The organism is Gracilibacillus sp. YIM 98692 (genome assembly GCF_010993965.1).
Lineage (GTDB): Bacteria > Bacillota > Bacilli > Bacillales > Amphibacillaceae > Gracilibacillus.
This window is the reverse complement of sequence record NZ_WIXM01000007.1, coordinates 1-25,684: the sequence shown is the minus strand read 5'-3', so window position 1 is coordinate 25,684 and position 25,684 is coordinate 1. Positions and strand designations below refer to the sequence as shown.

Genomic DNA, 25,684 nt, shown 5'->3' with positions numbered 1-25,684 from the left:
ACACTCGCTTTCACCCAAGGGCACAAGTGCGACATCTACTCAAGCTCCCTTTTGGTCGCTTTCGCAGTGTCTTCTTTGCCGTGGGGAACGCTTCAGCCTCCTCACTCACCAAAACCGTTCGCCTGAGGGGTCTTCAGACTGTTCCTTTCCTACTGGAGTCTTGTATTTTTCCGCAGCTTCGTAAGCTTTTCTATTGATGGAAGGAGGAATTCTCGAAATGTTGATTTCATGAGCTTCCTCTTTTTCATCATCAGGTAATTACTATTAGCGTAGGCAGAATACGGAGACTACACCGAGACAACTTTTCACTATTGCGCAGTTTTGTTAAACTTTGCAGGTAACACAAAGGATGGAAAAGGGCACAAAAAAACTTGGCTATAGAAGCCAAGTTAGGGTGAAAAAACTTTCCATATTTTCCAATCTAGTATATAATAGGGTTATCCTTATTGAACTTTAACTTCTTTGTAAATTTCTTTTTTGTCCTCACTGAATTTATGGTGTGTACTATGAATTAATTGCTTGAATAGTTCATCTGAACGACCTTCTAAAGCTTCGATTCCCACTCCTGTGATACCGCCTTTTACACATACTTTTTCAATTAATTCATTTAACGAATAATGTTTTTCTGCTAACAACTTACCAAAACCAACAAACATTTTCTCCATTAACGTACTTGCCTCATCTGTTGTTATAGCTGTTTGACTATCTGCTTCTTGTATATATTTCTTGGCCAAAAAGGCAAAGAAAGCTGGTCCACAAGATACCATATCGGAAGCAATTCTAATTTGTTTTTCTTCAATTTCAATTGGCTCTGAAAACCTTTTACATCTTTTGTAAAATAATTCTCTTCTTTGAGGATCTACTCTTTCTCCAAAAGTAATCAAGGAAACGCCAGATAAAGCTCTGTTGGTTATGCTCGGCACCATCCTTGCCACTTGACAATTTACAATGGATTCTATTTGATTAACGGATATGCCGCTTGTTATGGAAACAAGTAGTTGGTCTTTACTTATAACATGCTTTATTTCTTGTAAAAGTTTCACCATTTCAAGAGGCTTAACACAAAGGAAAATAGTATCCACTTCTTCAATAAGGTCAAATACATTATCCGTAATTTGCACATTTGGGAACTCTTCTTTTAAAGTATAAGCTTTTTCCATCGTTCGTGTTGTTAAATATAAATCATGTTGATTCAGCAATTGCGACTGGAGAAAAGCGTGTGTTAGCACTTGCCCCATGTTTCCCGTACCAATAATTCCCCATTTCATTCAATTCCCCTCCTAGAAGTCATCTTTATTGGTATTTTATGTTTAACCTTTTTATTCTATGATAAAGGATTGATATACATGTATTGGTTTAAAAAGTATTGGTATTTTATTTTTATTGTTGCCGTCATTTTCATTTGGTTTTGGATAGACACATCTAGTGAACCATCGAAACAAAATAATTCATTTGTAATAGATGAGATGGAGGAGGAAACTGATGATTCTACGGAGAAACAACAAGATGTAGTATTAATGGTTGATATTAAAGGTGAAGTAAGGCAACCGGGAGTGTTTGAGGTGCAACAGGATTATCGAGTGAAGGATGTGGTTGAAAAAGCGGGAGGCTTTACAGAGAAGGCAGATGTATCAAGCATCAACTTAGCTGAGCGAGTTTTTGATGAAATGGTCATTATGATCCCTTCAGCAGAAGGAAATGAAGTGGAATCAATCATGAGTACTCATGATGGGAAAGTGCGAATAAATAATGCAACATTGGAGGAAATAACTGAAATCCCAGGAATAGGAAATGTTAAAGGGAACGCTATTGTGGAGTATCGGGACACACATGGAAAATTTCAATCGATGAGCGATTTGCAAAATGTGTCAGGGATTGGCGAAAAAACAGCGGAAATGTTAGAAGAACATGTACAAATTCCATAATGTATATTGACGCTTTTTAAGGGTATTAGTAAACTCTAAATAGTGTAAAAAAGATGATAAAGAGAAGGATGATAAGTGTGGAAAGAATTTCTTGGCATCAATACTTTATGGCTCAGAGTCATTTGCTAGCATTGAGAAGTACATGTCAGCGATTGATGGTTGGAGCTACCATTGTTCGAGATAAACGAATTATAGCTGGCGGATATAATGGCAGTGTTTCAGGAGGTGTGCATTGTATAGATGATGGTTGCTATGTCATTGATGGACACTGTGTACGAACAATTCATGCGGAGATGAATGCTATCCTTCAGTGTGCGAAATTTGGTGCATCGACGGAAGGGGCAGAAATTTATGTCACTCATTTTCCTTGTTTAAATTGTTGTAAAGCCATTATCCAAAGTGGAATTAAAACAGTTTATTATGCAACTGATTATAAAAATCATCCTTACGCAGTAGATTTATTTAAAGAATCAGGAGTTCATGTTGAAAAAGTGGCATTAGAAAGAGATTTTATTCAGCTAAAACAAAATTAATCGTCAAAAGGAGGGTTAACAGTGTGGGTATATTCTTACATTGGTATGTGATTGTTCTTGTCATTGTTATTATGATACCATCTGCATATCATGTGTTGGCATTCCTCCTTCTTTTATTCCTTCTAGTTTATGGTCGCTGGAGGTGGAATGTTTCGGCTTTTTTTATATGCAGTATCATGGTTTGCTTTGTTATTAGTTCAAACGCCTTTTCCAATATAAATCGATTCAATGAATCTTCCGACCTAACCGAAAAGACAGTCTTACATGGAAAGATTGCTTCAGAAGTTACATATGAATCCAATTTGATTACTTTTCATTTTTTAGAGACATCAACGAAACAAAAATTGTCTATTATTTCTTTCTATGATGATAAAAAAGATATGGAAGAATGGAGGCAATCATTTAAAACTGGAAGTACTTGTCGCCTCTCAGGTGCCTTTCAACCAATATCCTCTCAACGTAACCCTGGTCAATTTAATTTCCAACAATACTTAGCCGATCAAGGAATCAGTAAGCAGTTTGAGTTATCGCAAGACAAAGAACAATATTGTCAAGGTTCTTCTATGGAACAGTTTATATATGATTTGCGAAATAGTTTAAAATCTCAAGTAAAAGAAAAGGTAGATCCATTAACCTTTGCTTGGTTTAATGCTTTAATGCTTGGAGATAGAGAGGCTTTGTCAGATGATACGGTCAGATTATTCCAGAAATGGAATTTGTCTCACTTACTTGCTATTTCCGGATTACATGTTGGATTAATCATCACTTATTTTTATCTGATGTTTGTATATATTTTCCGTCTTACCATAGATAAAGTGACTGTGTGGTTATGTTTTTTTCTGCCTATATATCCCCTTCTTGCTGGATCTGCTCCATCTGTTTGGCGAGCGAGTATTCTTGCTTTCATTATTCTACTTTTACAGAGGTTTCGTATCCAAATTCCTTTCATTCAAACATTAAGTATCGTGTTTCTTCTTTTAGTTTGTATGGATCCGTATATAGTATATTCCTTAGCGTTTCAGTTTAGTTTCATTGTTACATACGCTATAGTGCTATCCAAAAAGATTCTCATAGCAAAAGAACATACATTTTGGGGAATGTTAGATATTAGCTTGATAAGCCTCTTGGTGATATTGCCTATTCAGCTACAACAATTTTATGAGTTTCAGCCTTTATCCATTTTAGTTAATGTTTTAGTCATTCCTTATTTCACTTTTTTTGTGCTTCCATTTTTTCTATTTCTATTGTTTGTACTAGCCTTACCTTTTCTAGTCCCATTGTTAGATCGATTATTTGTTTTTGTGCATACCGAAATGTTAAATGTATTAATTTATATAGATCAGTTCTTTGGAGATTCGTGGGTGATTGGTTATATTTCTTTTGTATCCCTTTTGTTATATTACTTTTTATGTATTTTGTTTATGATTTTTTTCGAAAAGAATGATAAGCGTAAAGCATTTATTATAGGGGGCATCTTAGTCTGTTTTCTTATTTGCATGAAGCTATCTCCATACATAAATCCTTACGGCAGCATCACCATGCTTGATATTGGACAAGGAGATGCCATCATTATAGAACTTCCATATAGAAAAGGTGTTTATATGATTGATGCCGGAGGTACTATGACAAATGATTACTCAGAAAGCAGTGACAGAAACTTTAAACAAATTATAGAGCCGTATCTAAAATATAGAGGTATTGATCAGCTGGATGCTCTGGTTCTTACACATGCAGATCATGATCATGTTGGCAGTGTACCATATTTATTAACACATATTCCTGTAAATTATTTGATTACTAGTCCTTATTTTAATAAGGAGCTTGTGAATAGATATAAAGAAATATCTCCGCATTTAATTCATCAAAAAGTTCAAGCAAAAGAATATATGGAGCTAGGAGGTCACCCATTTTTAATTTTACATCCTGACAAGAAAGAAGAAAATGCAAATGAAAATTCATTAGTATTACATAGTGAATTTGGCGGGCTTAGTTTTCTATTTACAGGTGATCTTGGGGCAGAGAATGAAGAAGGTTTAGAGTATCTGTTTTCAGACAGTAAGGTCGATATTTTAAAAGTAGCTCATCATGGTAGTAACACCTCCACTTCAGACATTTTTTTAGATAAGATTAATCCACAATTTGCTTTTATATCAGTGGGGAAGGATAATCGCTATGGGCACCCGCACCATGAAGTGATTAGCCGTCTAGAGGATAGAAATGTATATATATTTCGAACAGATCAACACGGTGCCATAACTTATAAATTCACCAAACGAAGTGGAACCATTTCAACATTCTTACCATATGATAAAGTAAACTAAATATTATTTAACGCACCAAGATTAGTACAAAAAATAAAAAAACGAGACTAAAGTCAGCCTCGTTTAAGATCCTATTGCATCAAAAAATATTCCAATAAAAAAGATAATCATAAAAAATAAAAATGAGAATACAAAGCCGAACCCAGCATCAAATAAATCGTGGCGCTTTGATTGAACATCCTTTTCAAATTCATTCATTCTTAAAAACCCCCTTAACAAGCAAATTATGTCATTTCATCATCGTATGATTCCCTTACTTAGCAAGAGTTTACACCTATATATTTGTGCAAAACGGTCAATCTATATGTAAAGGAAAATATCGTAGCATATATAGTTACCCGGGGCTAAATATGCTGCGTTGATATAGATTGGAGAAGGGAGTGTAGTGTCATACGCTCCCTTCTTTGCTTTCGAACATATGCTCACGTTATGCAAGTTTGTTATGTAAATTGTACAAGGAAATAAACTCTTAAAGCAAATGGGTTTCTTTTCATAAAATAAATCTTATTATACAATAAAACATATCCTCATTTTTTTCAAGCTATTCCTTTGATGAAATGAAGAAACATTGTATACATAATGGAGATGAGTGTATGAATTATTTAGAATGTATAGAATCAATCAAAAAAGGACAACTCTCTTATACTTATTATTTTTATGGAACGGAAGCGTACATGATAGAAGCTTTAAAACAAGCTTTATTTACACATAGTATGGAAGAAGAGGAACGAGAAACAAATGTGTCTATTTATGATTTAGAAGAAACATCTATACAAGAAGTGGTAGCAGATGCAGAAACTTTTCCGTTTCTGGGGGATCGTAAGCTTATTTTTGCAACTAATCCCACATTTTTGAAAGCAAAAAATACCAATGTAGAAGTAGATCATCAACCTGAAATGTTAGTAGAATATTTAGAAAATCCCGCTCCTTATACGATTTTTGTGTTATTAGCACCATATGAAAAATTAGATGAAAGAAAAAAACTGGTTAAGAGGTTGAAGAAAAAAGCGACTACTGTTTCTTGTCAGCCATTAAAAGAGTGGGATATGGATAATGTGATAGAACGAATGACTAATGAAAAAGGTGTTTCCATCGAGAAAGAAGCAGTACGATATATCATTTATGAATTAGGTACAGATTTAATGGTGCTGAATTCGGAATTAGACAAACTTTCTTTATATGTTGGGGAAGGGAACCAAGTAAGGTTACACGATGCAGAGTTACTTGTCTCTCATCAAGAAAATAGTTCAGCCTTTAAACTAATGGATGCGATTATGGCCAACGACTTAGCTAAAGCAATTGATATTTTAAAGGATTTAGAAAAAATGAATGAAGAGCCGATTGCATTATTAGCCTTAATCGCTTCTCAGTTTCGAACTTTATTACAGGTGAAACTGTTGAAGCAAAAAGGATATAACCAAAAACAGATGGCTCAACAGTTGAAAATCCACCCTTATGTGGCGAAACTTTCTGTTTCAAGGCAGGAGAAATTTTCATTAAAAGAATTAAAAGATGCCATTGCTTTACTTGCAGAAGCAGATATGAAAATGAAGACAGGACAAACCGATAAGTCTCTAGCTTTTGAATTATTGTTGTATCAACTAGTCACAAAAAGAAAAACGAAAGTAAATCATTGAAAAAAACCACAACACCTTTAAAAAGGGTTGTGGTTTTTTTCATGTTAAGCACTAATTAAGCACTAAGTTCATTAACAAGTTTAGATAAGCGAGATTTTTGACGGTTACCTTTGTTTTGATGTACTAAACCTTTTTGTACTGCTTTATCAATCTTCTGTACTGCAGTGTTTAATGCTTGTTTTGCGTTATCCGCATCTTTATTCGCTACTAATGATTCAACTTTTTTAATATGTGAACGCATATCCGTTTTAATGGATTGGTTATGCTCACGTGCATCTGCATTTAAGCGTACACGTTTAATCGCTGATTTAATGTTAGCCATTCTATTCACCTCCATCATACTTCGTACCATATCAACATTAGGTCAAATGACATTTTACCAAAGCTTTAAAGACATTTCAATATAAATTGTTGTTTTAACCTGTGTATCAATTTGAAGAAGACGGAAAAGCTAGGAAAAAAATAGAGGAGTGAAGTGAGTTGCAACAAAAAGATATGGACGTTCGTACAGATCTGGCCGTGGAAGCGAAGGATATGTATGTAGAAAAAGATGAAAAACAGGAACAAAAGATAAAAGGGGTCGATATTCGGGAGGAACAGCGCGGAAATATTAAAATAACTCACGTTAATGTAGATGAAGATGGTGCAGAACAAATTGGGAAAAGTCCTGGTTCTTATCAAACCGTATATTCGGAAGCTATTAAGAAACAAGATACAGCACTACAGGAAGAGACGGCTCAGGTGGTTGCTGGTCAATTACTCGAATTATTTCATAAAAATAATGTAACGAAAGAAGCATCTGGTTTAGTGGTAGGATTGGGAAACCGAAATGTAACTCCTGATGCATTAGGTCCAATAGCGATTGAAAAGGTATTGGTGACCAATCATTTATTTGAGCATGAACCACAATATGTACAAGACGGTTATCGTAGGGTTGCGACTATTAATCCAGGAGTAATGGGTGTTACAGGTATCGAAACCAGCGATATTATTAAGGGAGTAGTGGAAAAGCTTAAACCTGATTTTGTGATAGCTATTGATGCATTAGCATCTCGTTCGATTGAGCGTGTCAATGCAACCATACAATTATCTGATTCTGGTATACATCCAGGCTCAGGTGTAGGAAATAAACGTAAAGAATTAAGCTTAGAAACATTAGGTGTTCCTGTATTTGCAATTGGAGTACCAACAGTGGTAGATGCTGTGACGATTACTAGTGATGCCATTGACTATGTTTTTAAACATATCGGGAAAGAATGGAAGGAAAAAGATAAGCCATCTAAATCTCTAACACCCGCAGGAATGAGTTTTGGTGATCGTTCATTATCGGAAGATGATATGCCGTCGATAGAGAAACGAGAGAAGATCTTTGGAATGATTGGATCATTAGATGATCAAGAAAAGAGGGCGCTGATGAGAGAAGTTTTAACACCATTAGGACATAACTTAATGGTAACCCCTAAGGAAGTAGATGGGTATATAAAAGATATGGCACATTTGGTAGCAGAGGCCATTAATGCAGCATTGCATAAAAAGATTGATGTTGAAAATTTTGCGAAATATACAAGATAGTTATTAGAAATAAAAATATGAAAAGGACGGTTCTACTTTCTATTGAATCTACATACATTCTAGTACAGGTGATAGAGGAGATAGAAAGGGGACCGTCATGAAACGAAATAGAAATCGAAGAAAACGTATTATTTTACTATCTAAAAACAAGCTGTTCGCTACAATATCTATATTTATAACCTCATTTTTTGCCATATTTATTTTAGTAGGTGTGATTACAAGTTTAAATCCTGATTATCGCGTGTCCTCTAATACTGTTAAAAAATGGACGACCAACGTAGATGAAGTACATTATTTATCTTTATTTATGTTAGAAAATAGAGTGTTCAAAGAAGCATTGCCCGAAGATAAACCTCCGATAGACGTTTGGAAAGTGGCGTTTGAATTAGGGACCAATATTAGGGTGCATGATGTAAGAAGTTTGTTAGGCAGAGAGCTGCCTGGGTTTGAAATGTATGATCGTCAAATATTAATTGCAGGCGAAGGTACAGACTACACGAATTTAACAGTGGAGTCTACTCCTCCATTAGACACAGTGTTGGAAGAAAGAGAAGCAACTATACCGGAAGAAAAAGATCCTACATTAGAGCCGGAAATTGAAGAATCTACTGGAGATAAAAAAGTTGTATTTATTTATAATACACACAACCGTGAATCGTTTTTGCCGTACCTTCCAAAGACAGATAACCCCAATGATGCCTTTCACCAAGAAGTAAACATTACTAAAGTAAGTGAGCGTTTAGCACAAGACTTAGAGCGAAATGGGATTGGATCTCAAGTGGATAATACAGACATTGGTTCCATATTAGTAGAAAATGACTGGGATTATTCTAGTCATTCTTATAGAGCATCAAAAGATGTAGTCGAAGCAGCGATGGCAGATAATCAAGATATAAACTATGTGTTTGATTTGCATCGTGACAGTATGCGTAAAGATATTACAACGAAGGAAATAAATGGTAAAAGTTATGCTAAATTAATGTTTGTTATTGGTGGAAATAATCCAAACTATGAAAAGAATTACCAATTAGCAGCAAAGCTTCATGAAAAGATAGAAGAAAAATACCCTGGTCTTAGCAGAGGGGTCGAAATGTATGATGGACCAGGTAGAAATGGTATTTATAATCAGGACGTTTCAGACAATGCTTTAACTGTTGAGTTTGGCGGTGTAGATAATACGATGGAAGAACTTTTTAACACCTCAGAGGCTTTTGCTGAAATTTTTAGTGAACTATATTGGGATGCTGAAAAAGTAGATGCAGAATAATTGAAAAGGTGTGAAAAGTAATGAAATTTCTCTTTTATTTATTAATATTGTCATTAATCTTCTCACTCGGATTATACATTGGATCAGATCGAAGCAGTACTAGCTTGGAAGTTAGTTCTTTAACGGAACAGAAAGAAGAGATAAAGCAAGTCAGTGAAACGGGACAAGATAGGTTAATGGATCGTGGGCAAATCATGGAAGAAATCAATCAATCTGTATCACATCAACAATCTTTAGAACCTACAGTATTGTATCAAATAGCCAATACAGGTCAGCACATTGTTCAAAAATTATGCGATAGTGTCCTGCAAACCTTTTATTTCGTTATTAATGAAATGATTTAATCTCCTGATACTCATAGTTTCTGTTGAACATCCATCTATTCACTGCTATAATCAATCCTAGTATTGTGCTCGAAATAGGAGTTGAATAATAGTGACGAACGCAAGAAATCAAGGAAATGTACGTAATTTTTCAATTATTGCACATATTGATCATGGAAAATCAACTTTAGCTGATCGTATATTAGAAAAAACGAAGGCGCTCACGAGTCGTGAAATGAAGGAACAATTTTTAGATGCTATGGATCTAGAACGTGAACGTGGTATTACCATAAAGTTAAATGCGGTTCAGCTAAAGTACCAACAAGAGGATGGCGATGAGTATTTATTTCATCTGATTGATACTCCAGGTCATGTCGACTTTACATATGAAGTGTCAAGAAGCTTGGCAGCATGTGAAGGCGCCATTTTAGTAGTGGATGCAGCACAAGGGATTGAAGCGCAAACTTTAGCCAATGTGTACTTGGCGTTAGACAATGATTTAGAAATTATTCCAGTTATTAACAAAGTTGATTTACCAAGTGCTGACCCTGAAAGAGTAAAGCAGGAAATTGAAGATGTGATCGGTATTGATGGCGATGAAGCGATTCTGGCAAGTGCTAAATCTGGTATCGGAATAGAAGAAATATTAGAACAAATTGTGGAAAAGATACCGGCTCCGCAAGGAAATGCTGAAGAACCGTTAAAAGCATTGATATTTGATTCCTTATATGACCCTTATAGAGGGGTTGTTGCCTATATTTGTATTAAGGAAGGCTCGGTAAAAGTAGGCGATAAAATCAAAATGATGGCTACAGGTAAAGAATTTGAAGTGAACGAAGTAGGGGTTTTTAATCCGAAGCCTATTCAGCAAGATGAATTAACAGTAGGAGATGTAGGATATCTAACTGCTTCTATAAAAAATGTTGGTGATACGCGAGTAGGGGATACAATTACACTTGCAAACCGCCCTGCTGAAGAACCACTACCTGGCTATAAACGATTAAATCCTATGGTGTTCTGTGGACTTTATCCGGTAGATTCAAATAATTATAATGATTTAAGAGAAGCATTGGAGCGATTAGAGTTAAATGACTCTTCACTACAATATGAAGCAGAAACATCGCAAGCACTTGGCTTTGGCTTCCGTTGTGGTTTTCTTGGATTACTTCATATGGAAATCATTCAGGAACGTATTGAACGAGAGTTTGGCATTGATCTCATTACAACCGCTCCAAGTGTTATTTATAAAGTACTGAAAACAGATGGAGAAGAGGTAAATATTGATAATCCATCTTTCATGCCGGACAATCAATCCATCGAAGAAGTGCAAGAACCATATGTCAGTGCAACGGTTATGGTGCCAAATGACTTTGTAGGGCCGGTAATGGAAATTTGCCAAAAGAAACGTGGAGATTTCCAAGACATGGAGTATTTGGACGATAATCGTGTCAACATTGTGTATGAAATTCCGCTGTCAGAAATTGTGTATGACTTTTTTGATCAGTTGAAATCTCAAACTAAAGGCTATGCCTCGTTTGATTATGAAATGATGGGTTATAAAGCATCTAATTTAGTGAAAATGGATATTTTACTAAATGGAGATTCAATTGATGCATTGTCATTTATTGTGCATCGTGACTTTGCATTCGAGCGTGGCAAACAAATTGCAGATAAATTAAAAGATTTAATACCAAGGCAGCAATTTGAAGTGCCTGTTCAAGCGGCAATTGGCAACAAAATTATTGCACGAACTACTATTAAAGCAATGCGTAAGAACGTATTAAGTAAATGTTATGGCGGGGATATTTCCAGAAAACGTAAATTGCTAGAAAAACAAAAAGAAGGTAAAAAACGTATGAAGATGGTAGGTTCTGTGGAAGTTCCGCAAGAAGCATTTATGTCGGTATTAAAAATGAACGACGAATAATGAAAGGATCAACCCTTGTCGCATGGCAAGGGTTTTGCCGTACAATAAGGAGGACCAAAAATGGTTTCATCTGTCTATATACACATTCCTTTTTGTGAGAAGATATGCCATTATTGTGATTTTACAAAGTTTTTTTATGATGAAAAAATGGCAGATGAGTATTTGATTGCATTAGAAAATGAGATAAAAACCGAGATAAAAGAACCTCGAAAAAAAGTGAAGACCATATTTGTTGGAGGTGGTACTCCAACAGCATTAAATGAAAAGCAGCTGCAAATATTGGTTAATATGATTCAACATTATTTTGAAGTTTCTGGTGTGGAGGAGTACACTTTTGAGGCGAATCCTGGTGATTTAAATAAAGAAAAAATGTATATATTAAAATCAAGCGGGGTAAACCGAATTTCGATGGGGGTTCAAGACTTTAATGATAGGATGCTTGAACAACTAGGAAGGTTACACCGAGCAAAAGATGTATATGAAAATGTCAATGATCTCGTCAAGATCGGTTTAACCAATATTAGTATTGATTTAATGTATAGTTTGCCAAATCAAACTTTTTCACAGTTTTCTGATACGTTGAAAGAGGCTTTACAATTTAACTTGCCACATTATTCAGCCTATTCCTTGCAAATAGAACCCAAAACCATTTTCTATCAACGGTATAAAAAAGGAACATTAACAAAGCCTCCAGAAGAAATAGAAGCAGATATGTATGAACATTTAAGAGAAGAGATGAATGCAAAAGGAATTTTTCAGTATGAAATAAGTAATTTTGCTAAGCCAGGGTTCGAAAGTATGCATAACTTAACATATTGGAATAATGATTATTATTATGGTTTCGGAGCAGGTTCTCACGGTTATCTGCCTGGGGAAAGAATAATAAATATTCGACCATTCCCTGCTTATGTAGAAGAGGCAAATAAATCTGGAAAACCGATTTTACACATTGAGAAAATTGGTTTAAAAGAACGAATTGAAGAAGAAGTATTTCTTGGTTTGCGAAAAAATCAAGGAGTATCATTAGATAGGTTTGAGCAAAAATATCAAAGAAGCTTGTCATCTATTTATCAAAAAGAATTGGACAAATTAACTCATCTAGGATGGCTAGAAGAGAGAAATGGTCATATACGCTTAACAGAAAAAGGAAAACCGTTTGGTAATGAGGTATTTCAAGAATTCTTATTAGAGTGTGATATACCGGAGCTTCATAATTGACAAGTTAAAGTGGATTTGATAATTTATAAATAGATTTAGCACTCATGTAAAAAGAGTGCTAACAGAGGTGATCATCATGCTTACAGAGAGGCAATTACAGGTTTTACAGGTTATTATTGATGAGTTCATCCATACGGCACAGCCGATTGGGTCAAGGGCGATAGCGAAAAAAGAGGATATTTCTTTTAGTCCTGCTACCATTCGGAATGAAATGGCCGATTTAGAAGACCTCGGATTTATTGAAAAAACTCATACATCTTCAGGTCGTATCCCGTCTGAAAAGGGATATCGCTTTTATGTAGACCATCTCTTGTCTCCATCCCGTTTATCCCGTCAAGAGATGACGGTCATAGCAGATACGTTTCAGCGAGAGATGATTGAGTTTGAAAAGGTGGTGCAAAAGTCAGCGAGGGTATTGTCTGATTTAACAAACTACACTTCGATTATTTTGGGGCCACGGGTTTTTGAAACAACATTAAAGCAAATTCAAATTATCAGTTTATCTGATCAAGCTGCTGTTGCTATATTAGTGACAAGTACTGGACATGTGGAAAATCGGTACTTTAATGTACCTGCTTCCATGAATGCAAGTGATTTGGAGAAGTTGGTCAATATTTTAAATGAACGATTGACTGGTGTTCCTATTATACAATTACAAGAAAAGCTTTATGGTGAAGTGGCAGAGCTATTATTAAAACACAGCAGTGATTTTGAAGCCACTTATAACTATTTAAAAGCAGCGTTACTTGAAGAGCAGCCTGTAAAACTATATATGGATGGAAAAACAAATATATTATTGCAACCTGAGTTTAATGATGTTCATAAAATCCAAGCCTTGTATTCGGTTATGGAACAAGAAGAGGAAATGGCGAATATTTTACGAACATCTGGGGAAGGAATTAAAGTATCCATTGGTCAAGAAAACCAATTAGATGAAATGCAAGATTGCAGTTTGATCACGGCTACTTATTCCCTGGGAGAAAAGCAAATGGGTACCATTGCACTATTAGGTCCAACCAGAATGGAGTATTCAAGAGTCATTTCTTTATTAAATGTTTTATCTAAACGATTGACAAATACCTTTCATTCTTGGTATTAATAAATTTGCAAAAAGGGTATGGTTGATCCCGTACTCTTTTCTCATGTGTTTCTATTTGCTATTTAATAATTTTTATGTTTAGCTATACAATGGTTCAACTTAGGAGGTGACAATCATGGAAAATAATAGTGTCAATCAAGAAGACAACAATGTGGAAGAAGAAGTAATAGATAATGTTGATCAAGAGCTTGTAACAGAGGAGTCCTCTAATGATGAAGGATCAGAAGTCAATCAAGAACAGATAAAGCAATTACAAGCAGAAAAAGATGAACTTCAAGATCGTCTCCTCAGAGTTCAAGCTGAATATGACAACTTTAGAAAGCGAACAAAAAAAGAAAAAGAAGCTGATTTAAAATATAAATCTCAGTCGATTGTAACTGAAATTCTACCTGTATTAGATAATTTTGAAAGAGCACTTCAAGTACAGATAGAAGATGAAGCGGCTAAAAGTGTAGTAGAAGGCCTTGAAATGGTTTATCGACAATTAAAAACTGTATTAGAAAATGAAGGTGTCAAAGAGATTGAAACAGAAAATCAAACATTTGATCCACATCTTCATCAAGCAGTTATGCAAGTTGAAAAAGAAGGTTATGAATCTAACCAAATTGTTGAAACTTTACAAAAAGGCTACCAATTAAAAGATAAAGTTATTCGACCAGCAATGGTGAAAGTTAATCAGTAATTACATATGTTGTGAAGGAGGATGTTAGAATGGGTAAAATCATTGGTATTGACTTAGGTACAACGAATTCATGTATTGCAGTTATGGAAGGTGGAGAATCAAAGGTAATTCCAAATCCAGAAGGAAATCGTACAACACCGTCTGTTGTTTCTTTTAAAAACGGAGAGCGTCAAGTTGGGGAAGTAGCAAAGCGTCAAGCAATTACGAACCCAAATACTATTCAATCAATTAAGCGTCATATGGGTACAGATTATAAAGTTGAGATTGAAGGAAAAGAATATACGCCTCAAGAAATTTCAGCGATTATTCTTCAACACCTTAAATCATATGCAGAAGATTATTTAGGAGATACAGTGGAAAAAGCTGTTATTACCGTTCCGGCTTATTTCAACGACGCAGAGCGTCAAGCAACTAAAGATGCAGGTAAAATCGCTGGTTTAGAAGTAGAGCGTATTATCAATGAACCTACAGCAGCAGCACTTGCTTATGGTATTGATAAAGCAGAAGAAGATCAAACGGTTCTTGTTTATGACCTTGGTGGAGGTACGTTTGACGTATCCATCTTAGATATTGGCGACGGTACTTTCGAAGTAGTTTCTACTGCTGGTGACAATCGACTAGGTGGGGACGACTTTGACCAAGTATTAATCGACCACATGGTAGCAGAATTCAAAAAAGAAAATGGTATTGATTTATCTCAAGATAAAATGGCATTACAACGTCTGAAAGATGCAGCAGAAAAAGCGAAAAAAGATCTTTCTGGTGTTGCACAAACGCAAGTTTCTTTACCGTTTATCACAGCAGGAGATGCTGGTCCATTACACTTGGAGATGAATATTACAAGGGCTAAATTTGATGAACTATCTTCTGGTTTAGTAGAACGTACTATGGGACCTACTCGTCAAGCATTAAAAGATGCAGACCTTTCAGCTAGTGATGTAGATAAGGTGTTGCTAGTTGGTGGTTCTACACGTATTCCAGCTGTTCAAGAGTCGATTAAGAAAGAAGTTGGGAAAGAGCCTTCTAAAGGAGTAAATCCTGATGAAGTTGTGGCTTTAGGTGCAGCTATTCAAGGTGGAGTGTTACAAGGTGATGTCAAAGATGTTGTCTTGTTAGACGTAACACCACTTTCTTTAGGTATTGAAACAATGGGTGGCGTAACTACAAAACTAATTGAACGTAATACAACCATCCCAACTAGCCATTCACAAGTGTTCTCAACAGCCGCAGATAACCAAACGGCAGTAGACATTCACGTATTGCAAGGTGAACGTGAAATGGCTCAAGATAATAAAACACTTGGACGTTTCCAATTAACGGATATTCCACCAGCGCCACGTGGAGTTCCGCAAATTGAAGTATCTTTTGACATTGATGCAAATGGTATTGTTAATGTTCGAGCTAAAGATATGGGGACAAATAAAGAACAATCTATTACCATCAAGTCTTCTTCAGGTCTTTCTGACGAAGAAGTTGAACAAATGGTAAAAGATGCAGAAGAAAATGCGGAAGCTGATAAAAAACGTCGCGAAGAAATTGAATTACGTAATGAAGCAGATCAGCTTGTATTTCAAACAGATAAAACTATTAAGGATCTTGGAGATAAAGTAACAGACGAAGAAAAACAAAAAGCAGAATCTGCAAAAGAAGAGCTGCAAAAAGCATTAGAAGAGAATGACCAAGAGCAAATTAAAGCGAAAAAAGAAGCGCTAGAAGAACAAGTGCAAGCTTTAACAGTAAAAATGTATGAGCAAGCACAACAAGAAGCTCAAGCAAGCGGTGCAGCAGGTGCAGAAGGTCAACAGCAAGATGATGATGTAGTAGATGCAGATTATGAAGAAGTAGACGATGAAGACAAGAAATAAACAATAATGCAATACTTTGTTTGCACTTGAATGATTGAAGTGCTGCAAATAACGAAGGATGATTCGTTAATTTTCTGGAAAAGTCAAAGTCAGTGTAAACATGGCTTTGGCTTTTTCCATGTTTAATATTGGTTTTTATAAATATTTGCTAATGTTTTATGAAAAATGTTATGATTAAGTTTATGCAATAAACGACCGGGAGCGTGATCAGCCAGTGAGTAAAAGAGATTATTATGAAGTGCTAGGTGTATCGAAAGATGCATCTAAAAACGATATAAAGAAAGCATATAGAAAGCTTGCTCGACAATACCACCCAGATGTTAGTCAAGAAGAGGGTGCTGCTGATAAATTCAAAGAAGTAAAAGAAGCTTATGAAGTGTTAGGGGATGAACAGAAGCGAGCACAATATGATCAATTTGGTCATGAAGGGCCACAAAGCCAAGGATTTGGTGGCTTTGGAGGTGCAGAAGATTTTGGTGGCTTTGGAGATATTTTTGATATGTTCTTTGGCGGTGGACGAAGAAGAGATCCAAACGCACCAAGACAAGGAAATGATTTACAATACACCATGACTTTAGAATTTGAAGAAGCTATTTTTGGTAAAGAAACTGATATTCATATTCCAAAAGAAGAGCAATGTGAAACGTGTGAAGGATCAGGAGCCAAGCCAGGAACTACACCAAAAACATGTTCGCACTGTGGTGGAAGCGGACAGTTAAACGTAGAACAAAACACACCGTTCGGAAGAGTTGTCAATAGACGTGTATGCCATCACTGTCAAGGATCTGGAAAAGAGATAACAGATAAATGTAACACGTGTGGAGGGGCTGGGACAGTAAATAAACGTAAGCAGATTCATATTAGCATCCCAGCAGGAATTGATGATGGTCAGCAAATTCGCATTGCAGGTCAAGGTGAACCAGGTGCGAACGGAGGACCTGCAGGGGACCTGTATGTTGTTGTCCAAGTAAGACCACATGAATTTTACCAACGTGAAGGCGATCATATTTTCTGCGAGATGCCAATTACATTTACTCAAGCAGCATTAGGCGATGAAATTGAAGTTCCAACCTTACACGGAAAAGTCAAATTAAAAGTACCAGCGGGTACACAAACAGGAAAAACGTTCCGACTCAAAGGAAAAGGAGCACCAAATGTAAGAGGGTATGGACATGGTGATCAACATATCAAAATCCGTGTGATTACACCTACAAACTTAAGCGACCGCCAAAAAGAGCTTTTAAGAGAATTTAATGAAATCAGTGGAAACCAGCCTACAGATGAACATGAAAATTCGTTTTTCCAACGTGTAAAACGTGCCTTTAAGGGAGAATAATTATTCAAATTCTATGTAAAGTGAGTTGATCTGTTTGAAGTGGACAGAGCTATGTATTTATACAACAAATGAAGCGATAGAGCCTATTTCCAACATAATTCATGAAGCTGGGGCTAGTGGTGTGGTGATAGAAGATAAACTTGATTTAGAAGCGGATTGGGATGATTCTTTTGGTGAAATATATGAACTTAACCCAGATGATTACCCAGAAGAAGGAGTTAGACTTAAAGCATATCTACCGGTTAATAGTTTTTTAGGAGAGACGGTCTCTGAAATAAAGCAAGCTATCAATAATTTATTATTATTTGATATTGATATTGGACCTAATAAAATAACTTTAAGTGAAGTAAATGAGGAAGAGTGGGCAACAGCTTGGAAAAAGTATTATAAGCCTGCAAAAATTTCAGAGAGAGTGACCATTACCCCCACCTGGGAAGATTATCAGCCTGTCTCAACAGATGAACTTATTATTGAACTGGACCCTGGAATGGCTTTTGGAACGGGTACACATCCTACGACTGTTTTAAGTATTCAAGGATTAGAACAGTATGTTAATGATGGAGATATCGTAATGGATGTAGGCTGTGGCTCCGGAGTATTGAGCATTGCATCTGTACTGTTAGGTGCAAAAAGGGTTTTTGCTTGTGATTTAGATGAAGTCGCTGTTCAAAGTGCTAAGTTGAATGTAAAAGTAAATAAAGTAGGTAGCCAAGTGCAAGTCAGGCAAAACAATTTGCTTAATAACGTAAACGAACAAGCAGATATTATTGTCGCTAATATTTTAGCTGAGGTTATTTTGCGCTTTGAACAGGATGCATTTCGGATAATGAAGCCAGGTGGAGTTTTTATTACATCAGGTATTATTCAAGCAAAAAAACAGCAAGTGAAAGATGGTTTAGAAAACGCAGGTTTTGATATAGTAGAAATAAATCAAATGGAAGATTGGATATCCATTATTGCGAAAAAGCCAGAAGAAAGCAGGTGAGGCTTTGCAACGTTATTTTCTCCCTGAAGAGAATTGGCACGGATCGATCGTATATATTAGCGGTGACGATTTTCATCATATTGTTCATGTAATGCGCATGGTAGAGGGGGATGAAGTGATTTGTAATCACCCTAACGGAAAGGCGGCCATTGCTAGAATAAATAAGGTCGGCACGGATGACGTGGAAGCTGATATCAAAGAATGGTTAGAAGAAAGTAAAGAATTACCGATAGATGTATGTGTCGTGCAAGGTTTACCAAAAGGCGATAAATGGGAGTTTATCTTACAGAAAGGAACAGAGCTAGGTGCCAGCAGCTTTGTACCATATCAAGCTGAACGTTCGATTGTGAAGTGGGATGCGAAGAAAGTGAAGAAGAAACACAGTAGATGGGGAAAGATTGTAAAGGAAGCAAGCGAACAATCACATCGAAATAAAATACCTCATGTAGCGTATGTGCATACATTCCAACAAATTTTAGAGCTATCAGAAAAGTTTGATTGGAAGTTCATAGCATATGAGGAAGAAGTGAGAGATCGCCAAAACATAAAGTTGCATGATTATTTCTCTCAAATTCAAGAAGGTCAGTCTGTTATGATTTGTATTGGTCCGGAAGGTGGGTTTTCAACAGAAGAAGTAGATCAATGGAAACAAGCTTCCTTTCAAACCATTAGATTAGGCCGAAGAATTCTTAGAACAGAAACAGCACCTCTTTATGCATTGAGTAGCTTATCTTATTATTTTGAAGAAATGAGGTGATGAAATGCCGACAGTGGCTTTTCATACATTAGGTTGTAAAGTAAACCATTATGAAACAGAGGGTATATGGCAAAAGTTTAAAATTGAAGGTTATGAGCGAGTAGAGTTTGACCATCATGCTGATGTGTATGTCATTAATACTTGTACTGTTACGAATACTGGTGATAAAAAAAGCAGACAAGTTATTCGCCGTGCTGTTCGTAAAAATCCTGAAGCGGTAGTCTGTGTGACGGGGTGTTATGCACAGACATCACCTGGTGAGATTATGGAAATCCCTGGTGTCGATGTAGTGGTAGGAACGCAAGATCGTGGCAAAATGATACAATACATTGAAGAACATCAAGAGCACCGTATACCGATTAATGGAGTCTCTAATATAATGAAAAATCGAGTATTTGAAGAAATGGATGTTCCAACTTTTTCTGATCGAACAAGAGCCTCATTGAAAATCCAGGAAGGATGTAACAATTTTTGTACATTTTGCATTATTCCATGGTCTAGAGGATTATTACGTTCTAGAAAACCGGAAAATGTATTAAAGCAAGCTCGTCAATTGGTAGATGCAGGATACAAAGAAGTGGTCTTAACTGGAATTCATACTGCCGGATATGGCGAAGATATGAAGGATTATAATTTCGCTCAACTTTTACGTGATTTGGAATCAGTTGAAGGGTTGAAACGTATTCGTATTTCTTCCATTGAAGCGAGTCAAATTACCGATGAGGTTATTGAAGTGTTGGATCAATCAAAGAAGGTTGTACCACATTTACACATCCCGCTTCAATCTGGATCAGATACGGTATTAGAGCGTATGCGACGTAAATATACGACAGACTTTTACCGTAAAAGAGTAGAAAGAATTCAAAAAGCTCTACCGCACTTAGCTGTTACATCTGATGTAATTGTTGGTTTCCCTGGTGAAACAGAAGAAGAGTTTCAAGAAACGAAGCATTTTGTGAAAGAAATTGGTTATTCCGAATTGCACGTTTTCCCGTTTTCCAAACGTACAGGTACTCCTGCTGCAAGAATGGATAATCAAGTCGACGATAAAGTAAAACATGCAAGAGTTCAGCAGTTAATTGAATTGTCCAATCAGCAGGCTTTGGAATACGCGAAACGATATGAAAATGAGGTTGTAGAGGTTATTCCAGAAGAAACGGTGGATGAAGAACAACCTAATATGTTGGTAGGGTATTCAGATAACTATTTGAAAGTCAAATTTGAAGGAACAAAAGATATGATAGGAGAAATTGTAAGAGTAAAAATTACGAAAGCAGGGTATCCATATAATGATGGAACTTTCGTTAGAGTTATGGATGATGAAGTATTAAACATTTCTTCCTAATCGAAACGAAAGCCACAGTCTAATACGCTGTGGTTTTTTGTATGGTGACATGGTATTCTAAATGAAGGAAAGGGGGAAGGGGTCGTGAATAAAAAAGAAATAGCAAAAATGATTGATCATACGATGCTGAAGCCAGAAACGACAGAAGCAACAATCAATCAATTGATAGAAGAGGCAAAAGATTATCAATTTGCTTCTGTATGTATTAATCCAGTATGGGTAAAGCATTGTGCAAGTGCTCTTAAGGGAACTGGTGTGGAAGTATGTACTGTAATTGGCTTTCCTCTAGGAGCTACATCGACTGAGGCAAAGGTGTTTGAAGCAAAACAAGCTATAGCGAATGGTGCTACTGAAGTAGACATGGTGATTCAAATTGGTGTGTTAAAATCAAATAACTCTGCACTTGTCGAAGAAGATATTAAAGCGGTAGTAGATGCTGCACATCCAGATGCTATCGTCAAAGTTATTATCGAAACGTCACTTTTAACAGACGAAGAGAAAAGAAAAGCATGTCAATTGGCGAAAAAAGCTGGTGCAGATTTTGTTAAGACTTCTACTGGTTTTGCTGGAGGCGGAGCAACTGTCAAGGATGTAGAATTGATGTACCAAGAGGTCGGTGATCAATTAGAGGTTAAGGCTTCCGGTGGTGTGCGTAACCTTGAAGCAACGCAAAAAATGATAGATGCTGGTGCCACAAGAATTGGCGCAAGTGCAGGTGTTGCTATTTTAAATGGAGTGGAAGCGGAAACGGAATATTAGTACTTATGGAAAAAATGGTTGACCTATCCTATTTACTGTATTATAATTTCAAGAGACATATGTACCCTTACATATGTTAGATTAATTTTTTTGAATGCTTCGGAGGGAGGGAAATTTGCATGTCTAACACAACTCGCGTTCGTAAAAACGAGTCACTTGAAGATGCTCTTCGTCGCTTTAAACGTAGTGTATCAAAATCTGGTACATTATCTGAATATCGTAAGCGTGAATTTTATGAGAAACCTAGTGTGCGCCGCAAGAAAAAATCTGAGGCAGCTAGAAAGCGTAAATTTTAAAGAGGGTGTAGCATAAATGGCAATCGTTGAACTTTTGAACCAGGATATGAAACAGGCGATGAAGGATAAAGATAAAGTAAAACTTAGTGTTATTCGAATGGTCAAAGCATCGATTCAAAATGAAGCCATTAACTTAAAGAAGGATGCATTGTCTGAAAAAGAAGAAATCACCGTTTTAGCGAGAGAGCTAAAGCAAAGAAATGATTCCCTCCAAGAATTTAAAGAAGCTGGACGTGAAGATCTTGTAGGCAAACTAGAAGAAGAAATTCGTATTCTAAAAGAATATATGCCAGAACAGCTATCCGAAGAAGAATTAGAGGAATTAGTTGTTCAAACGATCAAAGAAGTTCAAGCTCAATCAAAAAAAGATATGGGAAAAGTGATGAGTGCTTTAATGCCTAAAGTAAAAGGAAAGGCAGAAGGCTCAAAGGTGAATCAGTTAGTTCAAAAACATTTATAATTATACGAACATCTATAGATTCATTATATATAAAAATCCTTAGCTCCGTAATGCTAAGGATTTTTATTTGTCCTTTATAGTAGACATTATTACTTTATAAAACGCTCTCAATTGTGATAGAATTAGGACAATCAATTTAATGCAAGAATTTCTTGTTACTTTGAAACCATTTATATAATAATTACGTATGACTTTATGGGAATATTATTGGGTGAAAGGGAGGGTGTAATCTTCAAATGAAAAAGGTAATATGGATGTTGCTCGCTTTTGGTGTTTTATTTCTTTTGCCTGTTAGCCATCCATTCTCTCCCGTAACGGACGCAGATGAAAATGGTGAAGGAAAAAAAGTATATTTTATTCCTATTGAAAATGAGGTGGAAAGAGGGTTAGAAGCTTTTATTCGCCGTACTACGAATGAAGCGGAAGAAGCTAATGCAGATCATGTTATTTTCGAAATTAATACCCCTGGCGGTCGTGTGGATGCTGCTAAAAATATTGGTGCGATCCTGCAAGACCTAGAGATGGAATCTACTTCCTTTATTACAATTGAAGCCTTATCCGCTGGTTCATACATAGCATTAAATACTGATAATATCTATATGACATCTACAGCTGCGATGGGGGCGAGCGGGGTCATTAATAGTGACGGTACTGCTGCAGATAAAAAGGCACAGTCAGCATGGATTACAGCTATGAAAAGTGCTGCTAGTTCAAAAGGTCGTGATGAACTATACGCTGAAGCAATGGCTGATGCAGAGATTGATTTGCCAGAATATGGAGCCCCTAAAGGGGAATATCTCACATTGGGCCCGCAATCAGCGGTTGAAGTAGGATATGCAACTGGAATAGTGAATCATCGGACTTCCTTACTGAATAATTTATCTTTAGCTAATGCAGAAATTATAGAAAATTCACCTACATTAGCAGAAGAAATTGCTCGCTTTTTAACCAACCCAGTAGTTGTTCCCATATTATTATCACTGGCGAGTATCGGACTAGTTGTTGAACTATATTCACCTGGATTCGGTATCCCTGGTTCCATTGGCCTAGCTTCTTTAGTCCTGTTTTTTTATGGGCATATTGTGGCAGGATTGGCCGGTTATGAAGCAGTTATTTTGCTTATTCTAGGGATCGTATTACTTATTGTTGAAGTATTTGTTCCTGGCGGCATTCTCGGTCTGATAGGTGTAGGTGCTATGGTTGGGTCATTATTTATGTCGACAGATAATGTAGGCCATATGACACTTAGTATAGGAATTGCCTTAGTAGCAGCTATTGTAGTTTCTGTTATACTCTTTAAAACTATGGGGTTGAACAAAGGAATGCTTAGGCATATTATACTTCAAGATGCCACCACAACAGAACAGGGGTATGTATCTTCTGTTTCACGAACAGATCTAGTTGGATTAGAAGGAGTTGCCATTACTCCGTTGAGGCCATCAGGTACTGCTGTATTTGATCAAGAACGGCTAGATGTTGTAAGTGAGGGAGGTTTTATTAAGGTGAACCAACCTGTGCAAATAGTAAAAGTGGAAGGTTCACGAATAGTGGTTAGACAAAACAATGAAATAAACTAGGAGGAAAAGAAATGGAATTTGAAACATTAATACCAATCATATTTGTTGGTCTGATTGTCATTGCAGTAGCTATTTTATTTACTTTCATTCCAGTAATGCTCTGGATTAGTGCCTTAGCAGCTGGTGTAAAGGTGAGTATCTTTACGTTGATTGGGATGCGTTTAAGACGAGTTATCCCATCGCGTGTTATTAACCCATTAATTAAAGCGCATAAAGCAGGGTTAGATGTAAATACAAATCAATTGGAGAGTCACTACTTAGCAGGCGGTAACGTGGACCGAGTGGTAAATGCATTAATTGCAGCACAACGAGCTAATATTGAATTAAGCTTTGAAAGATGTGCGGCAATTGATTTAGCAGGTCGTGATGTTTTAGAAGCTGTTCAGATGAGCGTTAATCCAAAAGTAATTGAAACACCTTTTATTGCCGGTATTGCAATGGATGGTATTGAAGTAAAGGCAAAAGCCCGTATTACAGTTCGTGCAAATATTGACCGCCTTGTAGGTGGTGCAGGTGAAGACACTGTTATTGCTCGTGTAGGAGAAGGGGTAGTAAGCACAATTGGTAGTTCAGAAGCACATACCGCAGTACTTGAAAACCCTGATTCTATATCGCATAACGTGTTAAACCGTGGTTTGGACGCAGGAACCGCATTTGAAATTCTATCAATCGATATTGCTGATGTAGATATTGGTAAAAACATTGGTGCGATCTTACAAACTGATCAAGCTGAAGCAGATAAAAATATTGCCCAGGCGAAAGCAGAAGAACGTCGTGCAATGGCAGTTGCCCAAGAACAAGAAATGGTTGCAAAAGTACAAGAAATGCGTGCAAAAGTGGTGGAAGCAGAAGCGGAAGTACCACAAGCGTTGGCAGAAGCTTTACGTTCTGGAAATATGGGTGTTATGGATTATATGAATTACAAGAATATCGATGCAGATACCGATATGCGTGATTCTATAGGTAAGTTGACAGATACAGAAAATGATGAGAACGATTCGAACTAATTGGACAGTAAAGTAGTGAGAAAGGAAGGTGAATATGGGGGAAATATTAAATCTTATTATTCCAGTAATAGCTTTTGCTATTTGGTTGTTTAGTTTATCTAATAAATCTAACCAAGAAGAGGAAAATAAGCCCAATAGACCAATTGAAAAAGCCCCGCCTTCCCAAAAACAAAAGAAGGCTGAACCAGCAAGTGCCGAACAAGTAAAAGAAGATCAAAACACGGAAACTTCTTTACATGATACGTTGAGTAGTTATCAAGATCAGGCCAATGAGCAAATGAATGAATGGCAGGAGAAGCTTGAAAAAGCGAAGAATATACAAAATAATCAAAAAAATAAGCATGATGCCATTTTAAAAGAAACTACTCCTACAGCTTATCAAAAGAAACGAGACCAAAAAGTTTCTTTATCTGTTACAGGTCAATTGACGAAAAAAGGAGTTGCACAAGGTATTATCATGTCAGAAGTACTTGGTAAACCACGTGCTCTTCAAAAGAGACAAAAAAGAAGACGATATTAATAAAAAAGACTGTCTATAGCTTGATTAAGCTAATAGGCAGTCTTTTTTTATGTCAGCCTCTTTTTTTGCATAGTTTGTTGTTTTATTACACAGTTGAACAAAACTGCGCAATACTGTAGGGTGAGAGTTTAAATGACGCTTCGGAAATATACTTCGCTTTCCGCGGGCAACGCTTCAGCTTCCTCGGAGCAAAATACACTTCCTGTGGGATCTTCAGCCGTTGCTTTTCCCGCAGGAGTCTACGTATATTTCCTACGCTGTCAGGATGGTGAA

General features: G+C 36.4%; 25 protein-coding genes. 22 read left to right on the top strand and 3 right to left on the bottom strand.

The genetic code is table 11. The features are described 5' to 3' along the window. Positions 1–443 precede the first annotated feature (443 nt). Positions 444–1,268: a late competence protein ComER gene (gene comER, locus GHD00_RS08900; RefSeq protein WP_163537810.1), complete on the bottom strand. Its 825-nt coding sequence runs from the start codon at positions 1,266–1,268 to the stop codon at positions 444–446. A gap of 78 nt (positions 1,269–1,346) precedes the next feature. Here comER and GHD00_RS08895 point away from each other — a divergent pair, with 78 nt between their 5' ends. From GHD00_RS08895 to GHD00_RS08885, 3 genes are all read left to right on the top strand, one after another. Further along, positions 1,347–1,925, top strand: coding sequence for a helix-hairpin-helix domain-containing protein (locus GHD00_RS08895; RefSeq protein WP_163537809.1), 579 nt, complete (start codon positions 1,347–1,349; stop codon positions 1,923–1,925). A gap of 77 nt (positions 1,926–2,002) precedes the next feature. Further along, complete coding sequence (locus tag GHD00_RS08890; RefSeq protein WP_163537808.1) at positions 2,003–2,458, top strand: ComE operon protein 2; 456 nt, start codon at positions 2,003–2,005, stop codon at positions 2,456–2,458. 23 nt (positions 2,459–2,481) lie between these two features. Next, a complete protein-coding gene (locus tag GHD00_RS08885) occupies positions 2,482–4,779 on the top strand; it encodes a DNA internalization-related competence protein ComEC/Rec2 (RefSeq protein WP_163537807.1) in 2,298 nt (765 codons plus the stop codon). Between the two features lie 63 nt (positions 4,780–4,842). Here the strand turns inward: GHD00_RS08885 and GHD00_RS08880 are convergent, their stop codons facing one another. Next, the gene (locus GHD00_RS08880; RefSeq protein ID WP_163537806.1) at positions 4,843–4,977 is read right to left on the bottom strand and encodes a YqzM family protein; all 135 of its coding nucleotides are present in this window, start codon (positions 4,975–4,977) and stop codon (positions 4,843–4,845) included. A 395-nt stretch (positions 4,978–5,372) separates the two neighbouring features. Here GHD00_RS08880 and holA point away from each other — a divergent pair, with 395 nt between their 5' ends. Continuing rightward, the gene (holA, locus tag GHD00_RS08875; RefSeq protein ID WP_163537805.1) at positions 5,373–6,416 is read left to right on the top strand and encodes a DNA polymerase III subunit delta; all 1,044 of its coding nucleotides are present in this window, start codon (positions 5,373–5,375) and stop codon (positions 6,414–6,416) included. Positions 6,417–6,471: 55 nt separating this feature from the next. On the opposite strand, the gene rpsT is transcribed toward holA, so the two are convergent. Then, positions 6,472–6,738, bottom strand: coding sequence for a 30S ribosomal protein S20 (rpsT, locus tag GHD00_RS08870; protein WP_163537804.1), 267 nt, complete (start codon positions 6,736–6,738; stop codon positions 6,472–6,474). Positions 6,739–6,911: 173 nt separating this feature from the next. On the opposite strand from rpsT, the gene gpr reads away from it, so the two are divergent. The 18 genes from gpr (at position 6,912) to GHD00_RS08780 (ending at position 25,411) form a co-directional block, all read left to right on the top strand. Beyond that, positions 6,912–7,988 carry a GPR endopeptidase gene (gpr, locus tag GHD00_RS08865; protein WP_163537945.1) on the top strand — a complete coding sequence of 359 codons (1,077 nt, stop codon included), beginning with the start codon at positions 6,912–6,914 and terminating at the stop codon, positions 7,986–7,988. A gap of 97 nt (positions 7,989–8,085) precedes the next feature. After that, positions 8,086–9,255 (top strand): stage II sporulation protein P, encoded by a 1,170-nt coding sequence (gene spoIIP / locus GHD00_RS08860; protein ID WP_163537803.1) that lies wholly within the window; start codon positions 8,086–8,088, stop codon positions 9,253–9,255. A gap of 20 nt (positions 9,256–9,275) precedes the next feature. Continuing rightward, on the top strand, positions 9,276–9,599 hold the full coding sequence (locus GHD00_RS08855) for a hypothetical protein (RefSeq protein WP_163537802.1): 324 nt from the start codon (positions 9,276–9,278) through the stop codon (positions 9,597–9,599). 91 nt (positions 9,600–9,690) lie between these two features. Beyond that, positions 9,691–11,505, top strand: coding sequence for a translation elongation factor 4 (gene lepA, locus GHD00_RS08850; RefSeq protein ID WP_163537801.1), 1,815 nt, complete (start codon positions 9,691–9,693; stop codon positions 11,503–11,505). Between the two features lie 60 nt (positions 11,506–11,565). Continuing rightward, complete coding sequence (hemW, locus tag GHD00_RS08845) at positions 11,566–12,723, top strand: radical SAM family heme chaperone HemW (RefSeq protein ID WP_163537800.1); 1,158 nt, start codon at positions 11,566–11,568, stop codon at positions 12,721–12,723. Positions 12,724–12,799: 76 nt separating this feature from the next. Beyond that, on the top strand, positions 12,800–13,822 hold the full coding sequence (gene hrcA, locus GHD00_RS08840) for a heat-inducible transcriptional repressor HrcA (protein ID WP_163537799.1): 1,023 nt from the start codon (positions 12,800–12,802) through the stop codon (positions 13,820–13,822). 115 nt (positions 13,823–13,937) lie between these two features. Continuing rightward, positions 13,938–14,504, top strand: a complete 567-nt coding sequence (grpE, locus tag GHD00_RS08835) for a nucleotide exchange factor GrpE (RefSeq protein ID WP_163537798.1) — start codon at positions 13,938–13,940, stop codon at positions 14,502–14,504. A gap of 29 nt (positions 14,505–14,533) precedes the next feature. Beyond that, complete coding sequence (gene dnaK / locus GHD00_RS08830; protein ID WP_163537797.1) at positions 14,534–16,369, top strand: molecular chaperone DnaK; 1,836 nt, start codon at positions 14,534–14,536, stop codon at positions 16,367–16,369. Between the two features lie 214 nt (positions 16,370–16,583). Then, positions 16,584–17,705 carry a molecular chaperone DnaJ gene (dnaJ, locus tag GHD00_RS08825; RefSeq protein WP_163537796.1) on the top strand — a complete coding sequence of 374 codons (1,122 nt, stop codon included), beginning with the start codon at positions 16,584–16,586 and terminating at the stop codon, positions 17,703–17,705. A 34-nt stretch (positions 17,706–17,739) separates the two neighbouring features. Continuing rightward, complete coding sequence (gene prmA, locus GHD00_RS08820; protein ID WP_163537795.1) at positions 17,740–18,690, top strand: 50S ribosomal protein L11 methyltransferase; 951 nt, start codon at positions 17,740–17,742, stop codon at positions 18,688–18,690. Beyond that, complete coding sequence (locus tag GHD00_RS08815) at positions 18,662–19,447, top strand: 16S rRNA (uracil(1498)-N(3))-methyltransferase (RefSeq protein ID WP_346427636.1); 786 nt, start codon at positions 18,662–18,664, stop codon at positions 19,445–19,447. Before prmA ends, GHD00_RS08815 begins: the two co-directional genes overlap by 29 nt. Positions 19,448–19,451: 4 nt before the next feature. Further along, positions 19,452–20,792, top strand: coding sequence for a tRNA (N(6)-L-threonylcarbamoyladenosine(37)-C(2))-methylthiotransferase MtaB (gene mtaB / locus GHD00_RS08810; RefSeq protein ID WP_163537793.1), 1,341 nt, complete (start codon positions 19,452–19,454; stop codon positions 20,790–20,792). Between the two features lie 108 nt (positions 20,793–20,900). Then, entirely contained in the window at positions 20,901–21,551 is a 651-nt protein-coding gene (gene deoC / locus GHD00_RS08805) for a deoxyribose-phosphate aldolase (RefSeq protein WP_240468656.1), read from the top strand. 119 nt (positions 21,552–21,670) lie between these two features. Continuing rightward, positions 21,671–21,847 carry a 30S ribosomal protein S21 gene (rpsU, locus tag GHD00_RS08800; RefSeq protein WP_018931586.1) on the top strand — a complete coding sequence of 59 codons (177 nt, stop codon included), beginning with the start codon at positions 21,671–21,673 and terminating at the stop codon, positions 21,845–21,847. A 16-nt stretch (positions 21,848–21,863) separates the two neighbouring features. Next, entirely contained in the window at positions 21,864–22,307 is a 444-nt protein-coding gene (locus tag GHD00_RS08795) for a GatB/YqeY domain-containing protein (protein ID WP_163537791.1), read from the top strand. A 236-nt stretch (positions 22,308–22,543) separates the two neighbouring features. Next, positions 22,544–23,884, top strand: coding sequence for an NfeD family protein (locus GHD00_RS08790; RefSeq protein ID WP_163537790.1), 1,341 nt, complete (start codon positions 22,544–22,546; stop codon positions 23,882–23,884). Positions 23,885–23,895: 11 nt separating this feature from the next. Further along, entirely contained in the window at positions 23,896–24,891 is a 996-nt protein-coding gene (floA, locus tag GHD00_RS08785; RefSeq protein ID WP_163537789.1) for a flotillin-like protein FloA, read from the top strand. Positions 24,892–24,925: 34 nt separating this feature from the next. Next, the gene (locus GHD00_RS08780) at positions 24,926–25,411 is read left to right on the top strand and encodes a hypothetical protein (RefSeq protein WP_163537788.1); all 486 of its coding nucleotides are present in this window, start codon (positions 24,926–24,928) and stop codon (positions 25,409–25,411) included. The last annotated feature ends 273 nt before the right edge of the window (positions 25,412–25,684 follow it).